Origin of the sequence: Luteimonas sp. YGD11-2, assembly GCF_004118975.1 — a bacterium.
Lineage (GTDB): Bacteria > Pseudomonadota > Gammaproteobacteria > Xanthomonadales > Xanthomonadaceae > Luteimonas > Luteimonas muca.
Map to the genome: position 1 here is coordinate 2,497,826 of NZ_CP035376.1, position 23,941 is coordinate 2,521,766.

At 70.8% G+C, this 23,941-nt stretch carries 27 protein-coding genes and 1 pseudogene; 13 read left to right on the forward strand and 15 right to left on the reverse strand.

Going from position 1 to position 23,941, the window contains the following annotated elements:
- Nucleotides 1-60: 60 nt before the first annotated feature.
- From hemA to ppk2, 5 genes are all read left to right on the forward strand, one after another.
- The gene (hemA, locus tag ERL55_RS11540; RefSeq protein WP_129136539.1) at nt 61-1,359 is read left to right on the forward strand and encodes a glutamyl-tRNA reductase; all 1,299 of its coding nucleotides are present in this window, start codon (nt 61-63) and stop codon (nt 1,357-1,359) included.
- On the forward strand, nt 1,331-2,416 hold the full coding sequence (gene prfA / locus ERL55_RS11545; RefSeq protein WP_129136540.1) for a peptide chain release factor 1: 1,086 nt from the start codon (nt 1,331-1,333) through the stop codon (nt 2,414-2,416). The genes hemA and prfA overlap by 29 nt, the downstream gene beginning before the upstream one ends.
- 210 nt (nt 2,417-2,626) lie before the next feature.
- Complete coding sequence (locus tag ERL55_RS11550; protein ID WP_129136541.1) at nt 2,627-4,357, forward strand: UDP-N-acetylglucosamine-peptide N-acetylglucosaminyltransferase; 1,731 nt, start codon at nt 2,627-2,629, stop codon at nt 4,355-4,357.
- Between the two features lie 121 nt (nt 4,358-4,478).
- Nucleotides 4,479-4,997, forward strand: a complete 519-nt coding sequence (gene moaB / locus ERL55_RS11555; RefSeq protein ID WP_129136542.1) for a molybdenum cofactor biosynthesis protein B — start codon at nt 4,479-4,481, stop codon at nt 4,995-4,997.
- An 11-nt stretch (nt 4,998-5,008) separates the two neighbouring features.
- Nucleotides 5,009-5,794: a polyphosphate kinase 2 gene (ppk2, locus tag ERL55_RS11560; RefSeq protein ID WP_129136543.1), complete on the forward strand. Its 786-nt coding sequence runs from the start codon at nt 5,009-5,011 to the stop codon at nt 5,792-5,794.
- 63 nt (nt 5,795-5,857) lie between these two features.
- Here ppk2 and ERL55_RS11565 read toward each other — a convergent pair whose 3' ends face one another.
- Nucleotides 5,858-6,391, reverse strand: a complete 534-nt coding sequence (locus ERL55_RS11565) for a porin family protein (RefSeq protein WP_129136544.1) — start codon at nt 6,389-6,391, stop codon at nt 5,858-5,860.
- Between the two features lie 189 nt (nt 6,392-6,580).
- Here ERL55_RS11565 and ERL55_RS11570 point away from each other — a divergent pair, with 189 nt between their 5' ends.
- The gene (locus ERL55_RS11570; RefSeq protein ID WP_129136545.1) at nt 6,581-7,474 is read left to right on the forward strand and encodes a pirin family protein; all 894 of its coding nucleotides are present in this window, start codon (nt 6,581-6,583) and stop codon (nt 7,472-7,474) included.
- A 22-nt stretch (nt 7,475-7,496) separates the two neighbouring features.
- Here ERL55_RS11570 and ERL55_RS11575 read toward each other — a convergent pair whose 3' ends face one another.
- The 6 genes from ERL55_RS11575 to ERL55_RS11600 all read right to left on the reverse strand — a co-directional run bounded on the left by ERL55_RS11575 (nt 7,497) and on the right by ERL55_RS11600 (nt 11,731).
- The gene (locus ERL55_RS11575) at nt 7,497-8,054 is read right to left on the reverse strand and encodes a YceI family protein (protein ID WP_129136546.1); all 558 of its coding nucleotides are present in this window, start codon (nt 8,052-8,054) and stop codon (nt 7,497-7,499) included.
- Nucleotide 8,055: 1 nt separating this feature from the next.
- The gene (locus ERL55_RS11580) at nt 8,056-8,637 is read right to left on the reverse strand and encodes a cytochrome b (RefSeq protein WP_129136547.1); all 582 of its coding nucleotides are present in this window, start codon (nt 8,635-8,637) and stop codon (nt 8,056-8,058) included.
- 12 nt (nt 8,638-8,649) lie between these two features.
- Nucleotides 8,650-9,363: a pirin family protein gene (locus ERL55_RS11585; protein ID WP_129136548.1), complete on the reverse strand. Its 714-nt coding sequence runs from the start codon at nt 9,361-9,363 to the stop codon at nt 8,650-8,652.
- Nucleotides 9,364-9,618: 255 nt separating this feature from the next.
- On the reverse strand, nt 9,619-9,885 hold the full coding sequence (locus ERL55_RS11590) for an acylphosphatase (protein ID WP_129136549.1): 267 nt from the start codon (nt 9,883-9,885) through the stop codon (nt 9,619-9,621).
- Nucleotides 9,882-10,454, reverse strand: a complete 573-nt coding sequence (locus tag ERL55_RS11595; RefSeq protein ID WP_129136550.1) for a TlpA disulfide reductase family protein — start codon at nt 10,452-10,454, stop codon at nt 9,882-9,884. Before ERL55_RS11595 ends, ERL55_RS11590 begins: the two co-directional genes overlap by 4 nt.
- On the reverse strand, nt 10,451-11,731 hold the full coding sequence (locus tag ERL55_RS11600) for a YihY family inner membrane protein (protein ID WP_129136551.1): 1,281 nt from the start codon (nt 11,729-11,731) through the stop codon (nt 10,451-10,453). Before ERL55_RS11600 ends, ERL55_RS11595 begins: the two co-directional genes overlap by 4 nt.
- Before the next feature lie 110 nt (nt 11,732-11,841).
- On the opposite strand from ERL55_RS11600, the gene wrbA reads away from it, so the two are divergent.
- The 3 genes from wrbA (at nt 11,842) to ERL55_RS11615 (ending at nt 13,374) form a co-directional block, all read left to right on the forward strand.
- Nucleotides 11,842-12,432, forward strand: coding sequence for an NAD(P)H:quinone oxidoreductase (wrbA, locus tag ERL55_RS11605; RefSeq protein WP_129136552.1), 591 nt, complete (start codon nt 11,842-11,844; stop codon nt 12,430-12,432).
- Complete coding sequence (locus ERL55_RS11610; protein WP_129136553.1) at nt 12,429-12,770, forward strand: DUF2069 domain-containing protein; 342 nt, start codon at nt 12,429-12,431, stop codon at nt 12,768-12,770. The genes wrbA and ERL55_RS11610 overlap by 4 nt, the downstream gene beginning before the upstream one ends.
- Before the next feature lie 115 nt (nt 12,771-12,885).
- Nucleotides 12,886-13,374: an asparaginase domain-containing protein gene (locus ERL55_RS11615; RefSeq protein WP_129136554.1), complete on the forward strand. Its 489-nt coding sequence runs from the start codon at nt 12,886-12,888 to the stop codon at nt 13,372-13,374.
- A gap of 37 nt (nt 13,375-13,411) precedes the next feature.
- On the opposite strand, the gene ERL55_RS11620 is transcribed toward ERL55_RS11615, so the two are convergent.
- From ERL55_RS11620 to sufT, 5 genes and pseudogenes are all read right to left on the reverse strand, one after another.
- Nucleotides 13,412-13,846, reverse strand: a complete 435-nt coding sequence (locus ERL55_RS11620; protein ID WP_129136555.1) for a hypothetical protein — start codon at nt 13,844-13,846, stop codon at nt 13,412-13,414.
- A gap of 124 nt (nt 13,847-13,970) precedes the next feature.
- Nucleotides 13,971-15,944 carry a PKD domain-containing protein gene (locus ERL55_RS11625; protein WP_164972188.1) on the reverse strand — a complete coding sequence of 658 codons (1,974 nt, stop codon included), beginning with the start codon at nt 15,942-15,944 and terminating at the stop codon, nt 13,971-13,973.
- 97 nt (nt 15,945-16,041) lie between these two features.
- A complete protein-coding gene (locus tag ERL55_RS15175) occupies nt 16,042-16,338 on the reverse strand; it encodes a PPC domain-containing protein (protein WP_256386151.1) in 297 nt (98 codons plus the stop codon).
- Nucleotides 16,339-16,380: 42 nt separating this feature from the next.
- Nucleotides 16,381-18,105: pseudogene (locus tag ERL55_RS11630) on the reverse strand (S8 family peptidase); the annotation flags it as partial.
- Nucleotides 18,106-18,370: 265 nt separating this feature from the next.
- A complete protein-coding gene (gene sufT / locus ERL55_RS11635) occupies nt 18,371-18,922 on the reverse strand; it encodes a putative Fe-S cluster assembly protein SufT (RefSeq protein WP_129136558.1) in 552 nt (183 codons plus the stop codon).
- Nucleotides 18,923-19,077: 155 nt separating this feature from the next.
- On the opposite strand from sufT, the gene ERL55_RS11640 reads away from it, so the two are divergent.
- A complete protein-coding gene (locus ERL55_RS11640) occupies nt 19,078-19,533 on the forward strand; it encodes a hypothetical protein (RefSeq protein WP_129136559.1) in 456 nt (151 codons plus the stop codon).
- A 28-nt stretch (nt 19,534-19,561) separates the two neighbouring features.
- Here ERL55_RS11640 and ERL55_RS11645 read toward each other — a convergent pair whose 3' ends face one another.
- Nucleotides 19,562-20,962 carry an NAD(P)(+) transhydrogenase (Re/Si-specific) subunit beta gene (locus ERL55_RS11645; protein WP_129136560.1) on the reverse strand — a complete coding sequence of 467 codons (1,401 nt, stop codon included), beginning with the start codon at nt 20,960-20,962 and terminating at the stop codon, nt 19,562-19,564.
- Nucleotides 20,959-21,258, reverse strand: coding sequence for an NAD(P) transhydrogenase subunit alpha (locus tag ERL55_RS11650; protein WP_129136561.1), 300 nt, complete (start codon nt 21,256-21,258; stop codon nt 20,959-20,961). The genes ERL55_RS11645 and ERL55_RS11650 overlap by 4 nt, the downstream gene beginning before the upstream one ends.
- A gap of 162 nt (nt 21,259-21,420) precedes the next feature.
- On the opposite strand from ERL55_RS11650, the gene ERL55_RS11655 reads away from it, so the two are divergent.
- From ERL55_RS11655 to ERL55_RS11665, 3 genes are read left to right on the forward strand one after another with little or no spacing between them, the layout of a single operon-like run.
- On the forward strand, nt 21,421-21,975 hold the full coding sequence (locus ERL55_RS11655; protein ID WP_129136562.1) for an RNA polymerase sigma factor: 555 nt from the start codon (nt 21,421-21,423) through the stop codon (nt 21,973-21,975).
- Complete coding sequence (locus tag ERL55_RS11660; RefSeq protein ID WP_129136563.1) at nt 21,972-22,343, forward strand: hypothetical protein; 372 nt, start codon at nt 21,972-21,974, stop codon at nt 22,341-22,343. The genes ERL55_RS11655 and ERL55_RS11660 overlap by 4 nt, the downstream gene beginning before the upstream one ends.
- Nucleotides 22,344-22,348: 5 nt before the next feature.
- The gene (locus ERL55_RS11665) at nt 22,349-22,777 is read left to right on the forward strand and encodes a DUF3106 domain-containing protein (protein WP_129136564.1); all 429 of its coding nucleotides are present in this window, start codon (nt 22,349-22,351) and stop codon (nt 22,775-22,777) included.
- Nucleotides 22,778-22,792: 15 nt separating this feature from the next.
- Here the strand turns inward: ERL55_RS11665 and ERL55_RS11670 are convergent, their stop codons facing one another.
- A complete protein-coding gene (locus ERL55_RS11670; protein ID WP_129136565.1) occupies nt 22,793-23,908 on the reverse strand; it encodes an NAD(P) transhydrogenase subunit alpha in 1,116 nt (371 codons plus the stop codon).
- Nucleotides 23,909-23,941 lie beyond the last annotated feature (33 nt).

A 23,941-nucleotide genomic window follows, 5' to 3' on the forward strand; every position in this document is an offset into this window, starting at 1 on the left:
AAATACGGCGGTTCGCCAGCAAGCTTATCGCAAGCCCCTGAACGCGCGGTCCCCGTTTCCATGAGTCTTCTCGCCCTCGGCATCAACCACCAGAGCGCGCCGGTCGCCCTGCGCGAACGGGTGGCGTTTGCCGAACATGCGCTGCCGGAGACGCTGCGCTCGCTGCGTGCGATGCCGGAAGTACGCGAGGCCGCGGTGCTGTCGACCTGCAACCGCACCGAACTCTACGCAGTGGCCGATGACGGCGGCGAGGCGCTGGCTCGCTGGCTGGCGCTGCGCCCCGACGCCGACCTCAGCGCATATCTGTATGTCCACCAGGGCGGCGACGCCGCGCGCCACCTGTTCCGCGTGGCCACCGGGCTGGATTCACTGGTGCTGGGGGAGCCGCAGATCCTGGGCCAGGTGAAACAGGCCTGGGCCGCGGCACGTGAAGCGGGCACCCTCGGCAGCGAGCTCGACCGCCTGTTCCAGCATGCGTTCGTGACCGCCAAGCGTGCGCGAAGCGAAACCCGCATCGGCAACAGCCCGGTGTCGGTGGCCTCGCTGGCGGTGCGGCTGGCGCAGGAATCGTTCACCCGGCTGTCGGAATCGACCGTGCTGCTGATCGGCGCCGGCGAGACCATCGAACTTGCCGCGCGCCATCTGGTGCAGGCCAGGGCGCAGCGGCTGCTGGTCGCCAACCGCACCCTCGCCCATGCGCAGGCGCTGGCCTCGCGGCATGGCGGGGTGGCCCTGCCGCTGGAGGAACTCGACCGTCACCTGTCCCAGGCCGACCTGGTGTTCTCCGCCACCGCCAGCCGCGAGCCGGTGCTGCACCGGGGCCAGGTCGAGGCCGCGTTGCGGGCGCGCCGGCACAAGCCGATGCTGCTGATGGACCTGGCGGTACCGCGCGACATCGCACCCGACGTGGCCGACCTCAAGGACGCCTACCTCTACACCGTCGACGACCTCGAGCGCGCGGTGGAGGACAACCGCCGCAACCGCCGCGAGGCCGCCGACGCCGCCGAGGCGATCATCGACCTGCAGGTCACGCGCTACCACGAGGTGCTGGCCGCCAGCGCCTTCAATGCACCGCTGCGGCTGCTGCGCGAGCATGGCGAGCAGGCGCGCAATGAAGCCCTGGCACGCGCGCGCCAGCAGCTGGCCGCCGGCAAGGACCCCGACGCGGTGCTCGAACACCTCGCCCACGCGCTCACCAACCGCCTGCTGCACCTGCCGACCGCCGCGGTGCGCGAGACCGCCGCGGGCGGGAACCCCGAACTCGCCCGTGCGATCGAACGCGCGCTGCGCCCGGCGGCCACGTCCGCCACCCTGCCCGACTCCATTGCCGATGCTGCCGACCCTGCGCCGCAAGCTTGAGGCGCTGGCGGAACGTCGCGAGGAACTGGAACGGCTGCTGGCCGACCCCGGGATCGCGGCCGACCAGCAGCGCTTCCGCGCCCTGTCGCGCGAGTTCTCGCAGCTCGAACCGCTGTCGACCGCGCTCGCCGCCGAACAGCAGGCCCGCACCGACCTCGACGGCGCGCTGGCGCTGCGCGACGACCCGGAGCTGGCCGCGCTGGCCGACGAGGAGATCGCCGCCAGCCAGGCGCGCCTGGATGCGCTCGATGCCGAGCTCATGGCGCTGCTGGTGCCGCGCGATGCCCGCGACGAGGGCGGCCTGTACCTGGAGATCCGCGCCGGCACCGGCGGTGACGAGGCGGCGATCTTCGCCGGCGACCTGCTGCGCATGTACACGCGATACGCCGAGCGCCAGGGCTGGCGGGTCGAGGTGGAATCGGCCAGCCCCGGCGAGCACGGGGGTTTTCGCGAGGTGATCGCGCGCGTCGAAGGTGCCGGTGCCTACGCGCGGCTGAAATTCGAATCGGGCACCCACCGTGTGCAGCGCGTGCCGGAGACCGAATCGCAGGGGCGCATCCACACCTCGGCGGCCACCGTGGCGATCATTCCGGTGGAAGAGGACGGCGAGCCGATCGAACTCAACCCCGCCGACCTGAAGGTGGATACCTTCCGCTCGTCGGGCGCCGGCGGCCAGCACGTCAACAAGACCGACTCGGCGATCCGCATCACCCACGTGCCGAGCGGGCTGGTGGTGGAGTCACAGACCGAGCGCAGCCAGCACGCCAACCGCGACAAGGCGATGAAGCGGCTGCGCGCGATGCTGGCCGAAGCGGAGGCGGCACGCCGCACGGCGGCCACCGCGGCCAGCCGCAAGCTGCAGGTCGGCAGCGGCGACCGCAGCCAGCGCATCCGCACCTACAACTACCCGCAGGGGCGGATCACCGACCATCGCGTCGACGGGCTCACGCTCTACGACCTGCCCAACGTGCTGGAAGGCGCCCTCGACCCGCTGGTCGACCGCCTGCTGCAGGAACATCAGACCGAGGAGCTGGCGCGGCTGGCCGAAGCCGGCTGAGGCCGCTCCCGCCCGGTACGCGCCTGCACCGGATGATCCTGGCGCTGGAAGCTTTGCGCTGACGGGCGCCGTGCGCGGAAGTGCGACTGCCTGCAGCGACGCGACCGGCGACGCCCGTGCACGTCCAGGCTGCAGCGCGGCGCCCGACGGATGACAGGCCGGCCGCAACACGCGAGCATGACCGGCCGTTTCTCCGGATCCTCGCCGCCGATGACACAACACCCGGACCCGCGCATCGAAGCCCGTCTCGCCGTGCAACGCACGCCCGACGATGCAATGGCGTGGATCCTGCTGTCCGACGTCGAACTCGGCGCCGGTGACGCACGCAATGGCGCCGGCGCGGCGCAGCGCGCGCTTCAGCTGGCCCCCGGCCATCCGGAAGCGCTGGCCCGGCTCGGTCGCGGGCTGTGGATGCTCGGTCGCCATCGCGAAGCCGCACAGGCGCTGCGCGCCGCGGCGCACAACGCGCCGGGGCATGCCGGAATCGCGGTCTGGCTCGGCCATGCACTGGAGGATGCAGGCGACGCCGAGGCCGCCAACGAGGCCTACGGCCGTGCGCACGCGCTGGCGCCGGAGCATCCGCAGATCGCCGCCTACCTGCTGGCGTGGCGGCGCCGGCTGTGCGACTGGCGCGGCATCGATGCGCTGTCGCGGCAGGTACGCGCCGCCGTCGCCAACGGTGACGGCGCGGTCGAACCGTTCGCCTTCCTCAGCGAGGACGCCAGCGCCGCGGAGCAGCTGGCGTGCGCGCGCCTGCGCGCCGGCGCGGTGGCCACGCAGGTGCGCATGCTGCCACCGGCACCGGCGCGCACCGCTGCGCGTTTGCGCGTGGGCTTCATGTCGAATGGTTTTGCCGCCCACCCGACCGGCCTGCTGACGGCGGCGTTCTTCGAGGCGCTGCGCGCGCACGACGCCGTGGACATCCACCTGTTCGCGCTCACGGCCGACGACGGCAGCATCATCCGCCGCCGGCTGCAGGCCTCGGCGCATGCGCTGCATGATGTCGGCGACCGCCCGCATGCGGAGATCGCCGGGCGCATCCGCGAGGCCGACCTCGACGTGCTGTTCGACCTGCGCGGCTGGGGCGGCGGCGGGCGCCCGGAAGTGCTGGCGATGCGCCCGGCACCGCTGCAGGTGAACTGGCTGGCCTACCCCGGTACCAGCGGCGCGCCGTGGATCGACTACGTGCTCGCCGACCGCGTGGTGCTGCCCGAGAACCTCGCCGTGCATCATTCCGAACAGCCGGCCTGGCTGCCGCGCTGCTTCCAGCCATCCGACACCCGCCGTGACGTGCCGCCGGCGCCGACCCGCGCCGAGTGCGGGCTGCCGGACGCCGGCATCGTGTTCTGCTGCTTCAACAACAGCTACAAGCTCAACCCGGCGTCGTTCTCGCGGCTGATGGCGGTGCTGCGCCGGGTGCCGGGCAGCGTGCTGTGGCTGCTGTCGGGGCCGGGCGAGGCCGACCGCCGCCTGCGCGAAGCCGCACAGGCGGAAGGCGTCGATCCAGCGCGACTGGTGTTCATGCCCAAGCAACCGCAGGCAGCCTATCTCGCACGCCTGCAGCTCGCCGACCTGTTCCTCGACTGCAATCCGTACAACGCCCACACTACCGCGTCCGATGCGCTGTGGGCGGGATGCCCGGTGCTGACCCGGCCGGGCGCCACGTTCGCCGCACGCGTGGCCGCGAGCCTCAACCACCATCTCGGCCTGTACGAGCTCAATGTCGACGACGACGCCGCATTCGTCGCGCTGGCCACCGCACTCGGCAACGACCCTGCGCGCCTGGGTGCGCTGCGAGCGCGCGTCGCGGACCTGCGCGAACGTTCCGGGCTGTTCGACATGGGCGGCTTCGCTCACGACTTCGCACGCATCGTCGCGGCGATGGTCGAGCGCCAGCGTCGTGGCGAGGCGCCGGCACCGCTGTCGCTGGCCGAGGGCTGAAGCCCGGCTCCGGGTCAACGCGGCCGCGCGCAGCCGTTTTCCGGGGACGCACGGGCGTGCACGCAGGCACTCCCGGCCTTGCCGCTTCCCCGCTCACATGTGCATGGCTACCCTGCCCCGCATGAGTGCATCCGACGGCTTCATCCCGCTTTCCATCTGCGTGCTGACGGTCTCCGACAGCCGCACACCGGCCGACGACCGCTCCGGGGACTACCTCGCCGGCGCGATCGAAGTCGCCGGCCACCGCCTTGCCGCTCGCGCACTGCTGCCCGACGACCGCTATCTCCTGCGCGCGGCGGTGTCGCAATGGATCGCCGACCCCGCGATCGATGGCGTGCTGGTCACCGGCGGCACCGGCTTCACCGGCCGCGACGCCACCCCGGAAGCGCTGCTGCCGCTGCTGGACAAGCAGATGCCCGGCTTCGGCGAGCTGTTCCGCGCGATCAGCTTCGACGAGATCGGCACGGCATCGCTGCAATCGCGGGCGTTCGCCGGGCTGGCCAACGCCACCTTCGTGTTCTGCATGCCGGGCTCGACATCGGCCTGCCGCACCGCGTGGGAGCGGATCATCCGCGAGCAGCTGGATGCGCGCACGCGGCCGTGCAACCTCGCCACGTTGCGGCCGCGCCTCACCGAATGACGGAGCCGGCGATGACGAAGACCCTCAAGCGCAGGGAATACGAAGCGGCCCTGGAACCGATGCAGGTCGAGCTGGTGGACATGGCGCGCTGGGTCCGGGAATGCGGCCAGCGCCTGCTGGTGATCTTCGAAGGCCGCGACACGGCGGGCAAGGGCGGCGTCATCAAGGCGATCGCGCAGCATCTCAACCCGCGCCAGTGCCATGTGGTCGCGCTGCCCGCGCCCAGCGACCGTGAACGCACGCAATGGTATTTCCAGCGCTACGTGCCGCATCTGCCGGCCGCCGGCGAGATCGTGCTGTTCGACCGCAGCTGGTACAACCGCGCCGGCGTCGAGCGGGTGATGGGCTACGCCAGCGAGGGCGAGGTGGCGTTGTTCCTGCAGCAGGTGCCGGCCTTCGAGAAGATGCTGGTCGACGATGGCGTGCTGCTGTTCAAGTACTGGCTGGGCTGCGACCAGGCCGAGCAGGAACGCCGGTTCGCCGAGCGGCTGGCCGATCCGCTCAAGCGGTGGAAGCTGTCGCCGGTGGATGTCGAGGCACGCCGGCGCTACGACGACTACACCCGCGCACGCGAGGCCATGCTGGAGGCCACGCATACCGCACACGCACCGTGGGCCACCGTCGACTTCAACGACCAGCGCCGCGGCCGGCTCACCCTGATCCGCCACCTGCTCGACCGCCTGCCCGACAACCGCATCGCTGCCACCCCGGTGGCGCTGCCACCGCTGCCCGGCCCGCTGCGGCCGGAACGCCATGACCACGTGCCGCCGCTGCCGTCGTTCACCACCGAGGGGTGAACGCGGCCTCTGGAAACAGGAACGGCCGCACTCGGCGGCCGTCCCGATGATGCGGCGCGGTGATCAGAAGCGGTATTCGACGCTTCCGGTCAGCGTTTCGAGCTTGACCCGCACGTCGGCGACCTTCGGCTCCTGGTAGTCGTAGCGCACGCCCACGCCGAAATTGGGGCTGTAGTCGAAGCCCACGCCAACGCCGACATAGGGGTTGGTGTCGCTGTCGTCCCACGACTCCACGCCGCGCAGCGTCTCCTCGACGCGGTTGCGGGCGATGCCGGCCCGGCCGCTGACGTAGAAGCCGGTATAGGCCTCGGCGCCAAAGTTGGCTTTGCCGAACACGCCAACGCCGATGCCGTCCACTTCGGTACGCCAGGGGCCGCTGGTATCGGCGCCATAGCGGGTGACGAAACCCTCGATGCCGAACTGCGGGCGGAAGTAGTAGCCACCGCGCAGGCCTACGGCGGTGTCGTTGTCCTTGGCGCCCTCGACCGACAGGTCGCTGCGGCCGGCTTCGATCGCCATGAACCCGGTGCCCTGGGCGGCAACGGCCGGCATTGCGGCGGCAGCCAGCGCGCTGGCGAGAAGCAATTCCCTGATCATTCTGAAACTCCTGTTTCTGCGTGGGGTATACGCCGCGCGTGCATGCACGGCGGCGCATTCTCGGGGCGCACCGCATGGCCGTCAATTTTCCGTTAACCGTACGCGACCCGCTTCCGTGCACGCGTGCCGGTCGCACCCCCGCAAGTGCCGGGACTACAGTGGGCGCGACCCTGTTGCCGGAGATCCAACATGATCGAGCTGGTCATCGCCTCGCGCCGCCGCGACCTCGGCGGCTTCGAAGTCGGTCGCGTGCTGCCGTTCGCGAAACGCCGGATGGTCGGGCCGTACATCTTCTTCGACCGCATGGGGCCGGCGATGTTCGAGCCCGGCCTGCCGCGTTCGGCCGACGTGCGCCCGCATCCGCATATCGGCCTGTCGACGATCACGTATCTCTTCGAGGGCGAGATCATGCATCGCGACAGCGTCGGCTCCGAGCAGCCGATCCGCCCCGGCGAGGTGAACTGGATGACATCCGGCAGCGGCATCACCCATTCCGAGCGTTTCGAGCAGGGCCGCGCGGTGGGCGGCCCGATGGACGGCATCCAGGCCTGGGTGGCCCTGCCGGACGGACGCGAGGAGATCGCGCCCGGTTTCTGGCACTACGACGCCGGCGAGCTGCCGACCTTCGACGAGGGCGGGGTCTGGACGCGGCTGATCGCCGGCGAGCTTGCCGGGACCCGCTCACCGGCGGCGATCGATTCGCCGCAGTTCTATGTGCACTGGCGATTGCGTGCCGGCACGCGGGTGTCGCTGCCCCCGGCATACCCGGAACGCGCGGTCTACGTGGCGGATGGCGCGGTGGAAATCGATGGCCAGCGCATCGAACCGGGCAGCATGGCGGTACTGGCACCGGGCGCCGCGGTAACCATCGCCGCGCTTGGCGATGCTGTGGTGATGGCCCTGGGTGGCGAGCCGGTCGGCCCGCGCTTCATCGACTGGAACTTCGTGTCCTCGTCGAAGGAGCGGATCCTGCAGGCGCGCGCCGACTGGGCTGCCGGGCGGATGAAACTGCCCGACCTCGACGACCAGGAGTTCATCCCGCTGCCGCCGGCCATCGGCGCCGCGCCGGAGCCGATGTCCTGATCTGCCGACCGGCCGGCGTCGCTCAGGGCGCCGGCACGAAGGTGACCCGGGTCGACACCGCGACCTCGTCGGGAATGATCGACACATCGGCCCAGTCGCCGCCGCCGACGCCGAAGGCCGAGCGGCTGACTTTCGCGCGTCCGGCGAGCGTCGGCCGCTCGCCGTCGCTCAGGGTGAAGGTCAGCGTGACCGGCTTGCGCACGCCGCGCAGTTCGAGGGTGCCATCGGTGCTGTAGCTGCCGTCGCCCAGCCGGGTGAAGCCGCGCGCGGTGTAGCGCGCCTGGGCGAAACGCGCGACGTCGAAGAAGTCGACGGCCTTCAACGTGCTGTCGCGATCGGCGTTGTCGGTGTCCGCGCCGGCCAGCGGGATGACCACGTCGAGGCTGGCGTCCTGCAGTGCGGCGGGATCGAAGCGCATCGTGGTGCGGAAGCCCGGCAGGCTGCCGACAAAGGTCTCGCCCTGGTACTGGCTGGCAAAGGTCAGCGCACCGGAGGCCTGCGCGTAGTCGGCGGCAACCGTGGGCGTCGCGAAGGTGGAGGCCGCCAGTGCCAGCGGCAGCAGGAAACTGCGGAAGCTCATGTCATTGCTCCATTCGCCGGTGCGGTGCCGGCGTGCGGGAAACGGAAGGCAGCATGCGGCGCAGCGTCGCGTCGCGCCGCACGAAGTGGTGGTACAGCGCGGCGGCGGCGTGCAGCCCCACCAGCGCCAGCAGCAGCCACGCACCGTACTCGTGCAGCTGCCGCGCAAGCTGGGCGACCCCGGCGTCGCGCCCGGCGAGCGCCGGCAGGTTGAACTGCCCGAACCACTGCAGCGGGTAGCCCGAGGCGGAATTGAACAGCCAGCCACTGAGGGGAATCGCGAACAGCAGCGCATACATGCCGGCATGGGTGACCGATGCCAGCCGCGCCTGCCACGGCGGCGTACCGGGCAGCGCGATGGCGCTGCCGGCCACCATCCGCCACGCCAGCCGCAGCACCACCAGCGCAAGCAGGGTGAGCCCGAGCGACTTGTGCAGCGCGTAGGCCTCGATCTTGGCCGGCGTCGCCGGCATGTCGACCATCGTCAGTCCACGCCAGGCGAGCCAGCCGATCAGCATCACGATCGTCCAGTGCAGCAACTGGCTCACGGGCCCCCAGCGTTCCGGCGTGTTGCGCAGTCGCATCGCGGGTTCCGGTTATTGCAGCTGCAGCTGCGGCAGGTCGAACACGAGGATCTCGGCACCGTCGCCACGCTCGACCCGCACCTCGGGCTCGTCACGGTAGACCAGCGCGTCGCCCGCGGATACCGCATGGCCGTTCACCACCGCCGAGCCGCGCACCAGGTGCATATAGGCCAGGCGCCCATCGGCGACGCGCACGGTGGCGTGTTCGTCGCCATCGAAGAGCCCCGCGTACATCCGCGCATCCTGGTGGATCGTTACCGAGCCGTCGGCACCGTCGGCGCTGGCCACCAGCCGCAGGCGGCCGCGCTTTTCCGCGTCGGAGAACGTGCGCTGCTCGTAGCCCGGCGCGATGCCGGCAGTGCGTGGAAGGATCCAGATCTGCAGGAAATGGGTCACGCCCTCGCGATCGTGGTTGTATTCGGAATGGGTGACGCCGCTGCCGGCGCTCAGGCGCTGCACCTCGCCGGGCACGATCGTCGCGCTGTTGCCCATCGAGTCGCGATGCGCGAGCGCACCGTCGATGACGTAGCTGATGATCTCCATGTCGCGATGGCTGTGGGTGCCGAAGCCCTGCCCGGGCTGCACGCGGTCCTCGTTGATCACCCGCAGCGGTCCCCAGTGCATGTGGTCCTGGTCATGGTAGTTGGCGAACGAGAAGCTGTGCCACGACTCCAGCCAGCCGTGGTCGGCATGGCCGCGCTCGTGTGCGGGTCGCAGGATGATCATGGTCTGTCTCCGGTTGCGGGTGGCAGCTGCCACGACGCAGCCAGTCTGGCGCCGCTTGTGCGGTGCGGATGCGGCGACGATGGCACGGAAGGTTCCACATCCGCCTTGCACCCGCCGTTGCCATGGTTGATGCGGCTTTCCGCGCACCGGCGGACCGTTCCAGCTTCGGCACCGACCTTTCTGCACGTGTTCGCCGACCGCATATCGCAAAACGCGAGGGGTCCGCTGCCGGTTCGCACTATCCGTCCGCGCGGCTCAGTCGGCGGATACAGGCTCGACCCCGACCGGATCGATGTCTTCGCGCCGCACCCCGTCCACCCGCGCCATCGGCGGACCGTGCCGGAGCCAGGCGGCGAGTGCGTCGACGGCCTCCGCGTCCCCGTCCACCTGCACCTCCACGCGTCCGTCGTCGAGGTTGCGTGCATGCCCATGCAGCCCGAGGCGTTGCATCTGCTCGCGGGTGGACGCCCGGAAGAACACCCCCTGCACCCTGCCGCTGACCAGGAAGCGCGCGGCACTCATGCGCCGGAACTGGTGTCGGCGACCGGCACGGCGGGCCCGCCGGCAGCGGCGATATCGCGCTCGATGTCCTGCGCGGTTACCGGGCCGAGGTACTGCTCGGCCACCACGCCCTGCGGATCGACGAGGTAGGTCATCGGCAGCCCGCGCGGCGGGTCGAACCCGGCCGGCGGGGCGTACACGTCGACGATCGAGATCGGATACAGCACCGGATGCTTCTGCAGGAACGCGCGCATCGCCTCCGGCTCGATCTCCTCGTAGGCCAGGCCGATGACCTCGACGTGCTCGCGCATCGCGCCCAGCGCCGAGAGTTCGGGCATCTCCTTCAGGCAGGGCGCGCACCAGGTCGCCCAGAAGTTCACCACCACCCATTTGCCGCGCTGCGCGGCGAGGTCCCAATCGCTGCCGTCGAGGGTGGTGACCTGCAGTTCCAGCGGCGCGGCCGCATCGGTGGGTGCGGGTGCCTGCGCTGCCGGGGCCGGCGACGATGCTTCCGGCGCAGCCGGCGGCGCTTCTCGCTGGCAGGCGGCCAGCAGGCAGATGGCAAGGATGGACACCAGGGGACGGATCATGGGGCAAGCTCCTTGCCGGATGGATGGATGTCGCCGACACGGCGCTTGAGCAGGTCGCGCAGCGGCACGCGCAGGTCGTCGAGCGCCGCCTGCGCGGCGCGCCCGAGGGCGTCGTCGTGGCACGGCAGGTGCGCCTCGTGCACCGGGATGCGCAGGTGGCAGGCCTCGTAGAGGTCCACCAGGGTGACGTCGTCGAGGTCACGGGCCAGCAGCCAGGCACCGCTTTCCGCCCGCGCGAGGATGCCCGCGGCCTCCAGCTGGGCAAAGAACTGCTGCGCCAGTGCGTCGGTGAGGCACGGCTCCAGCACCATCAGTTCATCGGTATGCAGGCCGCGACCGTGCCGGCGCGCCTCGACGAAGCGCCCGAGCAGCCGCAGCAGCGCGAATATCTCGTAGCCCAGCGGCAGCCGCATCGCCGCCGGCTGGTAGCGGAACGCCGACAGCGACGCGGCGAACGACGCGCCGAGCAGGATCGCCAGCCAGCAGAAGTAGATCCACAGCAACAGCACCGGGATGAAGGACACCTGGCCGTAGATGCGTTCATATCCATCGAAACTGCCCAGGTACAGCGCGATCGCGCGCTTGGCCAGTTCCAGCAGCAGCGCCGACAGCAACGCACCGGCGAACGCATGCCGCCACTGCACGGTGCGGTGCGGGATCACCCGGAACACCGCGGCAATGGCCAGCAGCTCGATCACCAGCGGCGCCAGCTGCAGCAGCGCGCGCTGCAGCCACTGGCCCGACAGCGTGCTGTGGAAGATGTCGAGCGCGAGGAAACGGGTGAACAGCGCAAGGCTGGCCGCCGCAACCAGCGCGCCCAGCGTGAGTACCGTCCAGTAGACGAGGAAGCGGGCGAACTTCGGCCGCGTGGTGCGTACGCGCCAGATGCGGTTGAGGGTGGCCTCGACCCCCTGCAGCGTGACCAGCACCGAGACCACCAGTGCGATGGTGCCCAGCGCGGTGAGCTGGCCGATGTTGCGTGAGAAGCCGAGCAGGTACTGCTCGACCTGGCGCGCGGAATCGGGCACGAAGTTGGAGAAGATGTAGTCGGTGAGCTGCGCGCTCCACGACTCGAACACCGGGAAGGCCGACAGCACGCCGAATACCACCATGCTCAGCGGCACCAGTGCGAACACGGTGGTGAACGCGAGCGCGCCGGCGGCCTCGAACAGGCGGTCGTCGACGAAACGCCGCCACAGGAACCGCAGGAACGAGCCCGAGCGCGCACGGTCGGTCAGCCGTTCGCTCCAGCGGGTCAGGGTATCCAGCGGTTCCATCGGCCGAAGCGTAACCGAACGTCGTGCAGGCAACGGTCGCGCCCGGCACAGGGCGGGAGGGCATGGCGCGCATGCCCTATCCTTGCCCGCTATCCGAGCAGGAGCGCGCCATGCCCGACATCCTCGTCCTCTACTACAGCCGCGGCGGTTCGGTGGCACGGCTGGCGCGGCATATCGCGCGTGGCATCGCCGAGGTGGATGGCATGCAGGCGCGCCTGCGCACGGTGCCGCCGGTGGCCACGGTCACCCGGACCGCCGAGCCACCGGTGCCAGAGGAAGGGGCGCCCTACGTCGAGCGTGCGGATCTCGCCGAATGCGCCGGCCTGCTGCTGGGCAGCCCCACCCGCTTCGGCAACATGGCCGCTCCGCTCAAGCATTTCATCGACGGTCTCGGCGCCGAATGGGCCAGCGGCACCCTGGTCGGCAAGCCGGCGGCGGTGTTCACCTCCACCGCCACCCATCACGGCGGCCAGGAAGCCACGCTGCTGTCGATGCTGATCCCGCTGCTGCACCACGGCTGCGTGGTCGCGGGCATTCCCTACACCGAGCCGCAGCTCCATAGCACCACCGGCGGCGGCACTCCGTATGGCGCCAGCCACGTGGCCGGTGCCAATGACGATCCGCAACCCACCGATGACGAAGCCGCGCTCGCCCGTGCGCTGGGCCGTCGGGTGGCGCAGCTGGCGGCGAAGCTCGCATGAGGCGTGGCGCCGCGCACTGGCTGCTGGTCGCGGCCCTTGTCGCGCTGGCGGCCGTCTATGCCGTGTGGCTCGCACGTGGCGAGCATCTCGTCGCCGCGCTGGCCGCGCTGGTCGCGCCGCCACTGCTGCTGGCGGGCGGCGTGCTTGCCGGCAGCGCGCGGGCACGCTTCTGGGCCGGCGTCTTCGGTCTCTTCTGGTTCTCGCACGCAGTCATGGAAGCCTGGAGCACCCCGGCCGCCCGTGGCTACGCATGGGCGCTGCTCACGCTGTCCCTGCTCGTCATCGGCAGCGCCAGCTGGCCCGGCCTGCAGGCACGATTCGGGCGCCGCGCGGCCTAGGCACCGCACCACGCCGGTTGCCGCCCCGGCATGGGTGGCCGAAAATCCGCGGTCCCGTCCCGCTTTCGCTGCGTCCCTCCCGCGACGCACGCCTCCCACCGGATACCAATCCCCGATGCAAGAACTGCTGATCGTCACCACGGGTGGCACCATCGACAAGGTCTATTTCGACGACAAGTCGGACTTCCAGGTGGGTGCGCCGCAGATCGGCCGGATCCTCGAGGAGCTGGGGGTGGCGTTCCGTTTCAGCGTGATCCCGATCCTGCGCAAGGATTCGCTGCACATCACCGACGACGATCGCGAACTGATCCGCGCCACCGTCGCCGCGCAGCCGGCCAGGCACGTGCTGATCACCCACGGTACCGATTCGATGGTCGATACCGCGCGCGCGCTGGCCTCGATCCCCGACCGCACGATCGTGCTCACCGGCGCGCTCAACCCGGCGCGCTTCCGTGGTTCGGATGCGGAATTCAACATCGGCACCGCCGTGGGTGCGGTGCAGTCACTGCCGCCGGGCGTCTATATCGCCATGAACGGCCGCATCTGGGATCCGACCGCGGTGCGCAAGAACGTGGCTGCCAACCGTTTCGAAGCGGTGGGCTGACGCGAGCGGCCCGCAGGGCGACGCCGGTCGGCGCGGGTCAGTCGCCGCGCATCATCGGTTCGCGCTGCGCGGGCCCGGGCGCGCGCTGCATCATGCCGTCGGGCTCGGCGTACTCGACATCCGGGTCCTCGGCCAACGCCCGCAACAGGCGCTGGGCGGTGTCGTGGTCCAGCGGCGGATCGGCGACCACCAGATCCGCACCGACGCCCAGCCGGCGCTCCCAGCGCAATGCCGGCTGCGTGCCATGCGTGTGCAGTCCGGCCTCCCTGGCGATGCGTTCGAGCCGCGGCGCCACGGCCGCGGCGTCGCGACCGGCATCGGTATGCGCGTGGTACTTCACGATGAAACGGTGCCAGCGTTGCTGCGCGGCAGCGGTATCGGACTCGGCCATCGCGGTGTGCTCGCGTGCCGTTACCGTCGCGCCGCAGCACAGGGCCGCCAGGACCATGCACAACACGGGGATCGGGCGCATGGCACGTCTCCAGTGGGATGTGCCCTCAGCATAGGCCTGTCGGCCGTGGCGCGCGCATCCCACCGACGCCATGCCGACCGTCGGGCCCGCTTCCATTTCGCTGGAAGCGGGGCCGGTGCAGGCCTCAGTTGTGGCGGGCCTGCAGGGTGACGTTGGCGAACGCGGTCTCGCCGACCAGCTTGATGTAGTAGCTGCCCGGCTGCGGGTTGGCGATGCGCACGCTCTCGCTGTTGCCCGGCCGCGCGGAGCGGGCGTCATGCTCCGCTTCGGTCGGCTCGGCCTCGAAGGACACATACAGGCTGAGGTTGCCGCTGCCGCCGGAGGTGAGGATGCTCAGCGGCCCGCTGGCACCTTCCGGCACGTCGACGCGGTACAGCAGTTCCTCGCCGGCACCGCCTGCCACGCCGCGCACGGGGGTCCGGTTGAGCAGTTCGATCGCATCCGGGCCGGTGTCGCCGACCTCGATCGACTGGCTGCGCGAATTGCTGTTGCCCTCGTCGTCGGTCACCGTCAGCGTGACGGTGTACACGCCGGTCTCGTCGTAGGTCTTGACCGGGTCGGCCTCGTCGGAGGTGGTGCCGTCGCCGAAGTCCCAGCTCCAGGCCACGATGTCGCCATCGTCGGTGGAGGTGTCGGTGAACGCCACCGTGAGCGTCTCGTCGTCGACCGTCCAGCTGAACCCTGCGACCGGATCACCGGGCTGGCCCGCACCGCCGATGCCATCGATGAACTGCGCCCCGGTGCCCGCCGGGTCGAGCCAGGTGCTCAGCCGGGTGGCATCGGTGCCGCCGCCGGCCCACGAGGTGTGGATGCGGCCGTACCAGTCGACGTGCTGCGAGCCGGTGGTGCTGCACGAGGCGTAGCCGCCATGCAGCTGGCCGATCACGCGCTTGTCCGGGCTGAAGATCGGCGAGCCCGACGAGCCGCCCTCGGTGGTGCCCTGCGGGTTCCACTGCACCTTGAGGTGGGTGGTGCCGGCGGCGCCGAGGTAGCCTTCGATCTGCAGCGGGTTGTCGGAGTGGGTGATGCGCTTCTCCGCCACGCGCGGGTGGTGGATGCCGGTGGCGCCGTTGTAGGTGATGTCGCGGCGGTCCCAGCCGTTCCAGCTGAGGTTGAACTCCGGGTTGGCCGGATCGTCGAGCTCCAGCAGGGTGAAGTCGGAGGTGGCCCAGGTCGCCTTCACGGTGGCACCGGTCTGGTTCTGCGCCATGCTGCCGTCGCCGTTGGCGCCGCTCTCAGGGCTGCCCGGGACGCGGCAGGTGGAGTTCTCGTAGTTCCAGTAGACGACGATCGATGCCGCCGCGTCCGCGGTGCCCATGCCGCAGTGGTGCGCGGTGAGGAAGTACATGCTGCGGTCGCTGGCGGTGTTGTTGACCAGCGAGCCGGTGCAGTAGAGCGTGCCGAAACGCGAGTACGCCCCGACTGCCGGAATCTGCTGGCGCCAGTCGTCGCCGGCCGGACAGGCCACGTCGACGTTGCACGAGCCCGACACGCCGGCCGCCTGTTCCAGCGAACCGGCACGGGCCAGCCGGCCGAAGCCGACATAGTCGTGGTTGACGCTGCCGATGCGCAGGCGCAGCTCATCCGCGCGGTCCTTCGGCACCACCACCTCGATCACCGCATGGTCGCCCGGCACCACCGGCGTCCACAGCGCACCGTGCGGTTTGTTGTCTGCCGCGGTGAAGGTACGGATCGCGCCGGGCTCGGCGTCCTCGGGCAGGCCGGCGGGATAGATCAGCATGTGCCCGCCCTCGGGCATGCGGTACTCGTCGAAACCGAAGTTCAGCGACAGCGCTCCCTTCGACTCCACCCGCAGCCGCCACACCAGGGTGTCGGCGTCGATCTCGTCCCAGTCGCCTGCGTCCACCGGGGTGATCGACACCCTGTGCGGGGTCGCGAAGCGCACCGGCGCGTCGCGGCGCGGCGCGCGGTTGCGCAGGTCCTCGGCCAGCAGCCGGGCGTTGTCCACGCGCGGCATGGTGCGCACCTCGACCGTGTGCTCGGCCGGCAGGCGGTGGTCGAACGCCGCGGGGCGTTCACCGGCGGCGGCTCCGGCAGCCGCCGACCCGGCCAGCAGCATCGCAATCCATCGCTTCATCGTCAGGTCCATCCTTCGTTGCGGAGTGGTCGCGCCGTGGCGATCGCACGCGGCGCTGCGTGGGTCCGGGCGGCACCTGCCACCCGGACGGCCGGGCTCAGTTGCCGGTGTAGTTGCCCACGAGGCTGACGCCGGAATACGCGGAATAGCCGCGCACGGTGACGTGCCAGGTCCCGGACTGCGGGCTGGCGAAGGTGCAGCTCTCGTTGTTGCCGGTGCGGTACGGGCGGCAGTCGTAGACCGACGTGGTCGGCGCCGCGCCGCGGCGCACGTAGAGGTCGGCATCGCCGCTGCCGCCGGACATCGCGAAGCTCAGGTTGCTGGCACCGGCCGGGACGTTGAAGGTCCAGGTGCGGCTGCTGCTGGCCGCGCCGGAAAGCCCGGTGACCGGCACCCCCTTCTGCAGCTGGTTGCCGCCGCCACCGCTTCCGGCATTGAAGCGGCCGGTCAGGGTGATGCCCGAGAAGGTCGAATAGCCGCGCACCATGATGTGGTACGTGCCGGCTTGCGGCGCGGCGAAGCTGCAGCTCTCGGCATTGCCGCTGCGGTAGGGCCGGCAGTCATACGCCGAGGTGGTCGGCTGCGAGCCGAAACGGACGTAGAGATCGGCATCGCCGCTGCCGCCGGACATCGCGATGTCGAGGTTGGTCGCACCGGCGGGCACGGTGATCGTCCAGTACTGGCTGCTGCCGGCGCCGCCGGCGACCCCGGTCACCGGGACGCCATTCTGCAGCGCGCCGCCGCCCGGCGGATCCGGATCCGGGCCCGGGCCACCGCCACCACCGGCCGCTGCATCCACCGCGGCCTTCGCATTGATGATGCCCGCGCCGCAGCCGCCCGAGCAGGCCCCCGGCAACGGCCGCGCGGTGCTCTTGAGGATGCTTTCGACCTGCGCCGGCGTCAGCGGCGTGGACGCCGCGGACTGCATCAGCGCGACCACGCCGGCCACGTGCGGGGCCGCCATCGAGGTGCCGTTGTAGGACGCGTAGCTTTCCGTGCCCGGCGCGCGGGTGCCGCTGTTGAGGGTGGAGACGATGCCCACGCCGGGTGCCGACACGTCGATGCCGGTGCCGTAATTGGAGAAGCTGGCGCGCGATCCGTTCTGGTCGGTTGCCGCCACCGCGATCACGTTGGCGCAGTTGGCCGGGGTGAACCCGGACACGTTGGCATTGCTGTTGCCGGCCGCCACCACCACCGTGGTGCCGCGCGACACCGCGCCATTGATGGCGTTCTGGGTGGTGCTGCCGCAGCTGCCGCCGCCGCCGAGGCTCAGGTTGATGACCTCGGCCGGGTTCTGGTTGGCCGGCACCCCGGGCACCGATCCGCCCGAGGCCCAGATGATGCCGTCGGCAATGTCCGAGGTGTAGCCGCCACCGCGGCCAAGCACGCGCACGTGCGACACCTTTGCATTGAACGCGGTACCGGCCACGCCGGTGCCGTTGTTGGTCAGCGCGGCGACGGTGCCGGCGACGTGGGTGCCGTGCCAGCTCGACGGGTCGCTGCCGTAGTAGTCGCCCGGATCCGACGGGTCGGCGTCCCGCGCGTTGCCGTCGCCGCCAACGGTTGCGTCGCTGACCATATCGTAGCCGGCAATCGTGTTGCCGTTGAGGTCGCTGTGGCTGGTGCTGCCGGTATCGAGCACCGCGACCACCACGCCTGCGCCCGTGGCCACGTCCCAGGCCTGGTCGGCGCGGATGCCGCCGGTGGCGTTGAAGTAGCCCCACTGCTGGCTGTAGCGCGGGTCGTTGGGCGACAGCGCGATCTGCAGCACCTGGTCGATCTCGACGTACTCCACCGCCGGGTCGGCGGCGATCTGCCGCATCAGCATTTCCGCCTCGGCGCGGTCGAGCTTGCGGCCGGTGGTCACCACCTCGGCGCCGGTGCCGGTACGCCGCAGCGCGCGCACCGCCAGTGGCGCACCCTTGCTGGCCGGCACCGCACGTGCGGCCGTCTGCAATTGCCGCTGCAGCGCGGCGCTATCGGAGCTCGCAGCGGTGCCGTCGCGGTACTTGACGATGAAACGGTCGTGGAGATCTGCCGACTGCAGGCCGCCCAGGTTGAGCCGCTCGGCGGCGAGCGCGGGCACGGCGACGGACGACAGGGCGGTTGCGGTGGCGATCGCCAGCACCCGCATGCGGATGCGCTGATGGGACACGGACATCGGATACTCCCGGGCGGGGGAGGCCGCGCGGCCTCGTGAGGGTGGACTGCTCGACGCCGGCTGCGGGCGTGCACTCAGCCGGAGAGTGGCGACGTATGACGTGTTGCGTGCACGAACTGACGCTAAGCGACCGTTCATGGTGAACGCAAGACAACAAACCGTCGGCCGTCATCGCATGAATGCGATAGCCATCACGGATCGGGAGATTGGGTGCCGGAATTCCGGCGGAACGCGTCGGTCGCGACGCGGACGCAGCGGTGCTGCGTCAGTACATGCCGGTCTCGAGCCGGGCCGCCTCGGACATCATGCTGCGGTTCCACGGCGGGTCGAACACCAGTTCGACATCGGCCTCGGAGATCGTGGGGATCATCTCCAGCTTGCTGCGCACGTCGTCGACGAGGATGTCGCCCATGCCGCAGCCGGGCGCGGTCAACGTCATCTTGACCTCGACCGTCCTGCTGCCGTCCACGGGGGGGTGCACCACGGCTTCGTAGACCAGGCCGAGATCGACCACGTTGATCGGGATTTCGGGATCGAAGCAGGTACGCAGCTGCTTCCAGACCAGCTGCTCGACCGCGGCATCGTCGGCGCCGTCCGGCAGCTCCAGCGGTTCCGGCGGTTCCTTGCCGATCGCATCGGCATCGCGGCCGGCGATGCGGAAGAGGTTGCCCTCGACGAACACCGTATAGCTGCCACCCAGCGCCTGGGTGATGTAACCGGCGCTGCCGGCAGGCAGGGTCACTTCCTCGCCCTGGGGGACGAGAACGGCGGCGCAATCGCGCTCGAAACGGACGGGTTCGCTGCTACGGGAGTACATGGGCCGGAGATGGGGGCGCGATCGGCGCGTGCAAGCCGTGCATTGTAGCGGCGCGCCCGGATCACCGTGCCCTGCGGCTCACGCGGATCCCGGAATGCTGCGTGCCGTCGCCGTGCAAACGCACCCGGGAGCCGGCGACGCACGCCGATCCCGGTATGCTGGCGCGCCCTGCCCGTCCGTTGCTGATGACCACCCTCGAGCCTGCGCGCAAGTCCGTCGCCTTCCGCGCCTTCGACCTTGTCGTGCTCGCGGTGGGCTGCGTCGGCTTCGCGGCGATCTGGGTGCTGCTGGCTGGCGGCTTCGGCCGTCCGCTGCATGCGATGGCCGTGGTCGCGGCACTCGATGCCACGCTGCTGCTGCGGCTGGTGCGCATGCGCCCCGGCCTGTCGCGCGCGCTGGCGGGCGCGCTGGTGACCGCGACCATCATCGTGCTGGCGCAGTGGGGGGTGATCGCGGGCCAGGTCGGCAGCATGTTCGGGCTGCTGCCATGGGAGTCCGCCCTCAGGCTCGGCCCGTCGCTTGCGTGGGTGATCGCCGGCCTGGCGCTGGATGCGGTGGCGCTGGCGTGGTTCGGAGCTTCGCTGGTGATCGCCGCGGTGCTGTCGCGGTGACGATCGATGTCGGGCGGCGCGGCGGCTCTCAGTGGCCGGAGTCGAGCGCCTTCAGCTCGCTCACCAGCGCACCGGCCATCTCCGCCCCGTCGCCATAGAGCATGCGCGTGTTGTCGGCGTAGAACAGCGCGTTCTCGATGCCGGCAAAACCGGTGCCCTTGCCGCGCTTGATGACGATGGTGTTCTTCGACTCCACCACGTCGAGGATTGGCATGCCGTAGATCGGCGATGCGGGGTCGGTTTTCGCCACCGGGTTGACCACGTCGTTGGCGCCGATCACCAGGCTGACATCGGTATTGGCGAATTCGGCGTTGATGTCCTCCATGTCGGCGATGAGGTCGTACGGCACGCCGGCTTCCGCCAGCAGCACGTTCATATGCCCGGGCATGCGCCCGGCCACCGGGTGGATCGCGAACTTCACCTTGACCCCGCGCTCGATCAGCCGTTGCGCCAGTTCCCAGATCCTGTGCTGGGCCTGCGCCACCGCCATGCCGTAGCCGGGCACGATCACCACGCGCTCGGCGAACGCCATCATCGCGGCCACGTCGCCGGCCTCGATCGGTTTCTGCGTGCCCTCGATTGCGGCCCCGGCGGCGCCGGCGCCACCGAAGCTCGAGAACAGCACGCTGGCGATCGAGCGGTTCATCGCCCTGGCCATCAGCCGCGTCAGCAGCATGCCCGCGGCGCCGACCATGGTCCCGGCGATGATCAGCGCCTCGTTGCCCAGCACATAGCCTTCGAACGCCACCGCCAGGCCGGTGAGTGCGTTGTAGAGCGAGATCACCACCGGCATGTCGGCGCCGCCGATCGGCAGCGTCATCAATACGCCCAGCGCCAGCGCGACGATGAAGAACGCCACCACCAGCGGCACGCCCAGCGCATGCACCAGCAGGCCGCCCAGCACCAGCGCGGCGAGAAACACCGCCGCGTTGAACAGCTGCATGCCGGGGAAGCTGTAACGCCTGTCCATGCGGCCGTCGAGCTTGGCCCAGGCGATGATCGAGCCCGACAGCGCCACCGAGCCGATCAGCGCGCCCAGCACCGCCAGCACCAGTGCGACCTGCGACGGCGCCGCGCCGGCATCGCTCCAGCGCAGCAGCTCCACCGCCCCGATCGCCGCCGCCGAGCCGCCGCCGAGGCCGTTGTACAGCGCCACCATCTGCGGCATGTCGGTGATGGCCACGCGCTTGCCCGACACCCACGCAAGCGCGGTGCCGATGGCGATCGCCAGCACGATCAGCGGGATATTGCCGAGCCCCGGCTGCAGGAACGTGGCGGCGGTGGCGACCAGCATGCCGGCACCGGCCCAGCGGATGCCGCTGCGCGCGGTCAGCGGCGAGGCCATGCGCTGCAGGCCGAGCAGGAACAGCGTGGCGGCGACCAGGTAGCTGGCCCTGACCACGAGATCGAGGATCTCCCCGGCGCTCATGCCTTCGGCCCCGGTTTCCTCGACGACCTGAACATGTCGAGCATGCGCTCGGTCACCACGTAGCCGCCGGCGGCGTTGCCCGCGCCCATCAGCACCGCGACGAAGCCGATCACCTTCTCCGTCGTGGTCTCGGCGTGGCCGAGCACGATCATCGCGCCGATCAGTACGATGCCGTGGATGAAGTTGCTGCCCGACATCAGCGGCGTATGCAGGATCACCGGCACGCGGGCGATGATCACGTGCCCCGCGATCGCCGCCAGCATGAAGATGTACAGCGCCACGAATCCGTCGCCCATGCGCACGCTCCCCTTGCCCGCCCCCGCCCGATCATACCCGGGCGCGCCCACCGTGCACGGCGTGCGTGTCAACCGCCGCCGACCCCATGCGTTGACAGTCCCGACCCCTCACCGAGGCCCGCCCACATCGTGGATGGCAGCCTGCCCACCGCCCGCACCCGCATGCCCGTGACCGGCCCCGCCGATCACGCGGCCGCCGATGTCGCGGCGCCGGCCACGCTGGACGCGTTCTTCGCTGGGGTACGCACGCGGGCATTCCGCTTCGCCGAGATCGGCCTGCGCCACCGCGAGGACGCGCTGGACGCGGTGCAGGATGCGATGACCCGCATGCTCGGCTACCGCGACCGCCCGCCGGAGGAATGGACCGCGCTGTTCTGGACCATCCTGCGCAGCCGCATCGTCGACATCCAGCGCCGGCGCATGTTCCGCCTGGGCTGGATGACCGATGCCGGTGGCACCGCCGACACCAGCCTCGACTGGGCCGACGCCAGCCCGGACCCCTCGCGCGCGCAGGACTCGCGCGAGGCCTACACCGCCCTCGTCGCGGCGCTGCGCACGCTGCCACGTCGCCAGCGCGAAGCCTTCACCCTGCGGATCCTGGAAGAACTCGACGTAGCGACCACCGCACGGGTCATGGGCTGCAGCGACGGCTCGGTGAAAACCCATCTTTCGCGCGCCCGCGAGGCGCTGCAACGGCAACTGGAGGATTTCCGATGACCGCCCCCCACGGTCCGCAGGACCGCTTCGACCATGCCGCACGTCGCCTGCACGACGACGCCCTGCGGCAGGTCACCCCGCGCACGCTGGCGCGGCTGCGCCCGCGCAGCGCTCCGTCGCCGGCGCCGACGCGGCGGCCGGTGTTCGCACTCGCCAGCGCCTGTGTGCTGGCGATGGCCGCCTTCGTGGGGATGCAGCTGCTCCCGGACACCGGCACCCCGGCGCCCCACACCGGACCCCTGGTGGCCCGGCAGGCCCCGGCGCCGATGGTGCTGCCAGCCGCCGACCCGCTGGCGACGCTGGAAGAAGACCCCGACATGTTCCTGTGGCTGGCCTCGATCGAGGCGCAGCCGGTGGCGATGGAGTGACCCCGATGACACCGATCCGTACCTGCCTCCTCGCCGCGCTGCTGGGCCTCACCGGCTCCGCCTTCGCCACGCCGCCCACCGCCAGTGAAAACACGCCCGCGCTGCCGGCCTGGGACCAGCTCGACGCCACGCAGCGCGACCTCCTCGTCCAGCCGGTCCGCGACCGTTGGGACGCGAGCCCCGAGGCCCGCCAGCGGATGCTGCGCCATGCCGAACGCTGGCGGCAGATGACCCCCGAACAGCGCGACCGCGCCCGCCAGGGCATGAAGCGCTGGGAGGACATGTCGCCTGAACGCCGGGCCGAAGCCCGCGTGTTCTACCAGCACATGCGGCGGTTGCCCGAGGCCGAGCGCGAGGCGCTGCGCACGCGCTGGAAGACGATGTCCGCCGAGGAACGCCAGCGCTGGCTGGGGACCAACCGCCCGCGCGACTGACGCGCGTCGCTCCTCTCAGCCGGTCGCGGTGGCGTCCGCCGCCGGCACCGCCGGCCACACCGTCTTTGCCAGCAGCTCGTCGCTCCAGTCGAACGCGAGCGCGCCATCGGCCAGCAGCAGCTGCACGAAATTCAGCACGTTGCGCGCGTACATCTCGCTGGCATGGCGGGCGCCGAGGCTTGCCAGGTGCAGCGGGCCGGCCACGGTCACGCCACCGACGTCGTAGGTCTGGCCGGGACGGGTGGCCTCGCAGTTGCCGCCGGTTTCCGCCGCCAGGTCGACGATCACGCTGCCGGGCTGCATGCCGGCCACCATCGCCGCGGTGATGATCCTCGGCGCCGGGCGCCCGGGCACCGCCGCCGTACACACCACCACGTCGATGCCGCGCAGGTGCTCGGCCAGCCGACGCTGCTGTTCGGCGCGTTCCTCCTCGGTCAGCGCGCGCGCATAGCCGCCCTCGCCGGCGGCGCTGACGCCGAGGTCGAGGAAGCGCGCCCCCAGCGATTCGATCTGTTCGCGCGTTTCCGGGCGCACGTCGAAGCCTTCCACCTGGGCACCGAGGCGACGCGCAGTGGCGATCGCCTGCAGGCCGGCCACGCCGGCACCGATCACCAGCACCTTCGACGGGCGGATGGTGCCCGCGGCCGTGGTGAGCATCGGAAAGAAGCGCGGGGCGAGCTGTGCGGCGATCAGCACCGACTTGTACCCCGCCATGCCGGCCTGCGAGCTCAGCACGTCCATCGATTGCGCACGGGTGGTGCGCGGCAGCCGTTCCAGCGGGAAGGCGAGCAGTCCGCGCGCGCGGATCGCGTCGCCGCGGGCGTCATCGGCTTCGGGCTGCAGGATGCCGACCAGGACCGCGCCGGCCTGCAGCGCATCGAGCTGCAACGCTGCCGGCGCCTGCACGCAGAGCACGACGTCGGCGCCCTGGAGCGCCGCAGCCCCGTCATCGACCAGTTGCACCCCGGCCGCGGCGTACTCGGCATCGGCGAAGTACGCACCGTCGCCGCTGCCGCGTTCCAGCTGCACGCGGGCGCCAGCGGCGACCAGCTTGCGGCAGGTTTCCGGCGTCGCGGCCACCCGCCGCTCGCCCTGCGCGCGCTCGCGCGCAACCCCGATGGTGATCGCCATGCCCGTTCCCCGCTCGACCCTGCCCGCTCCCGA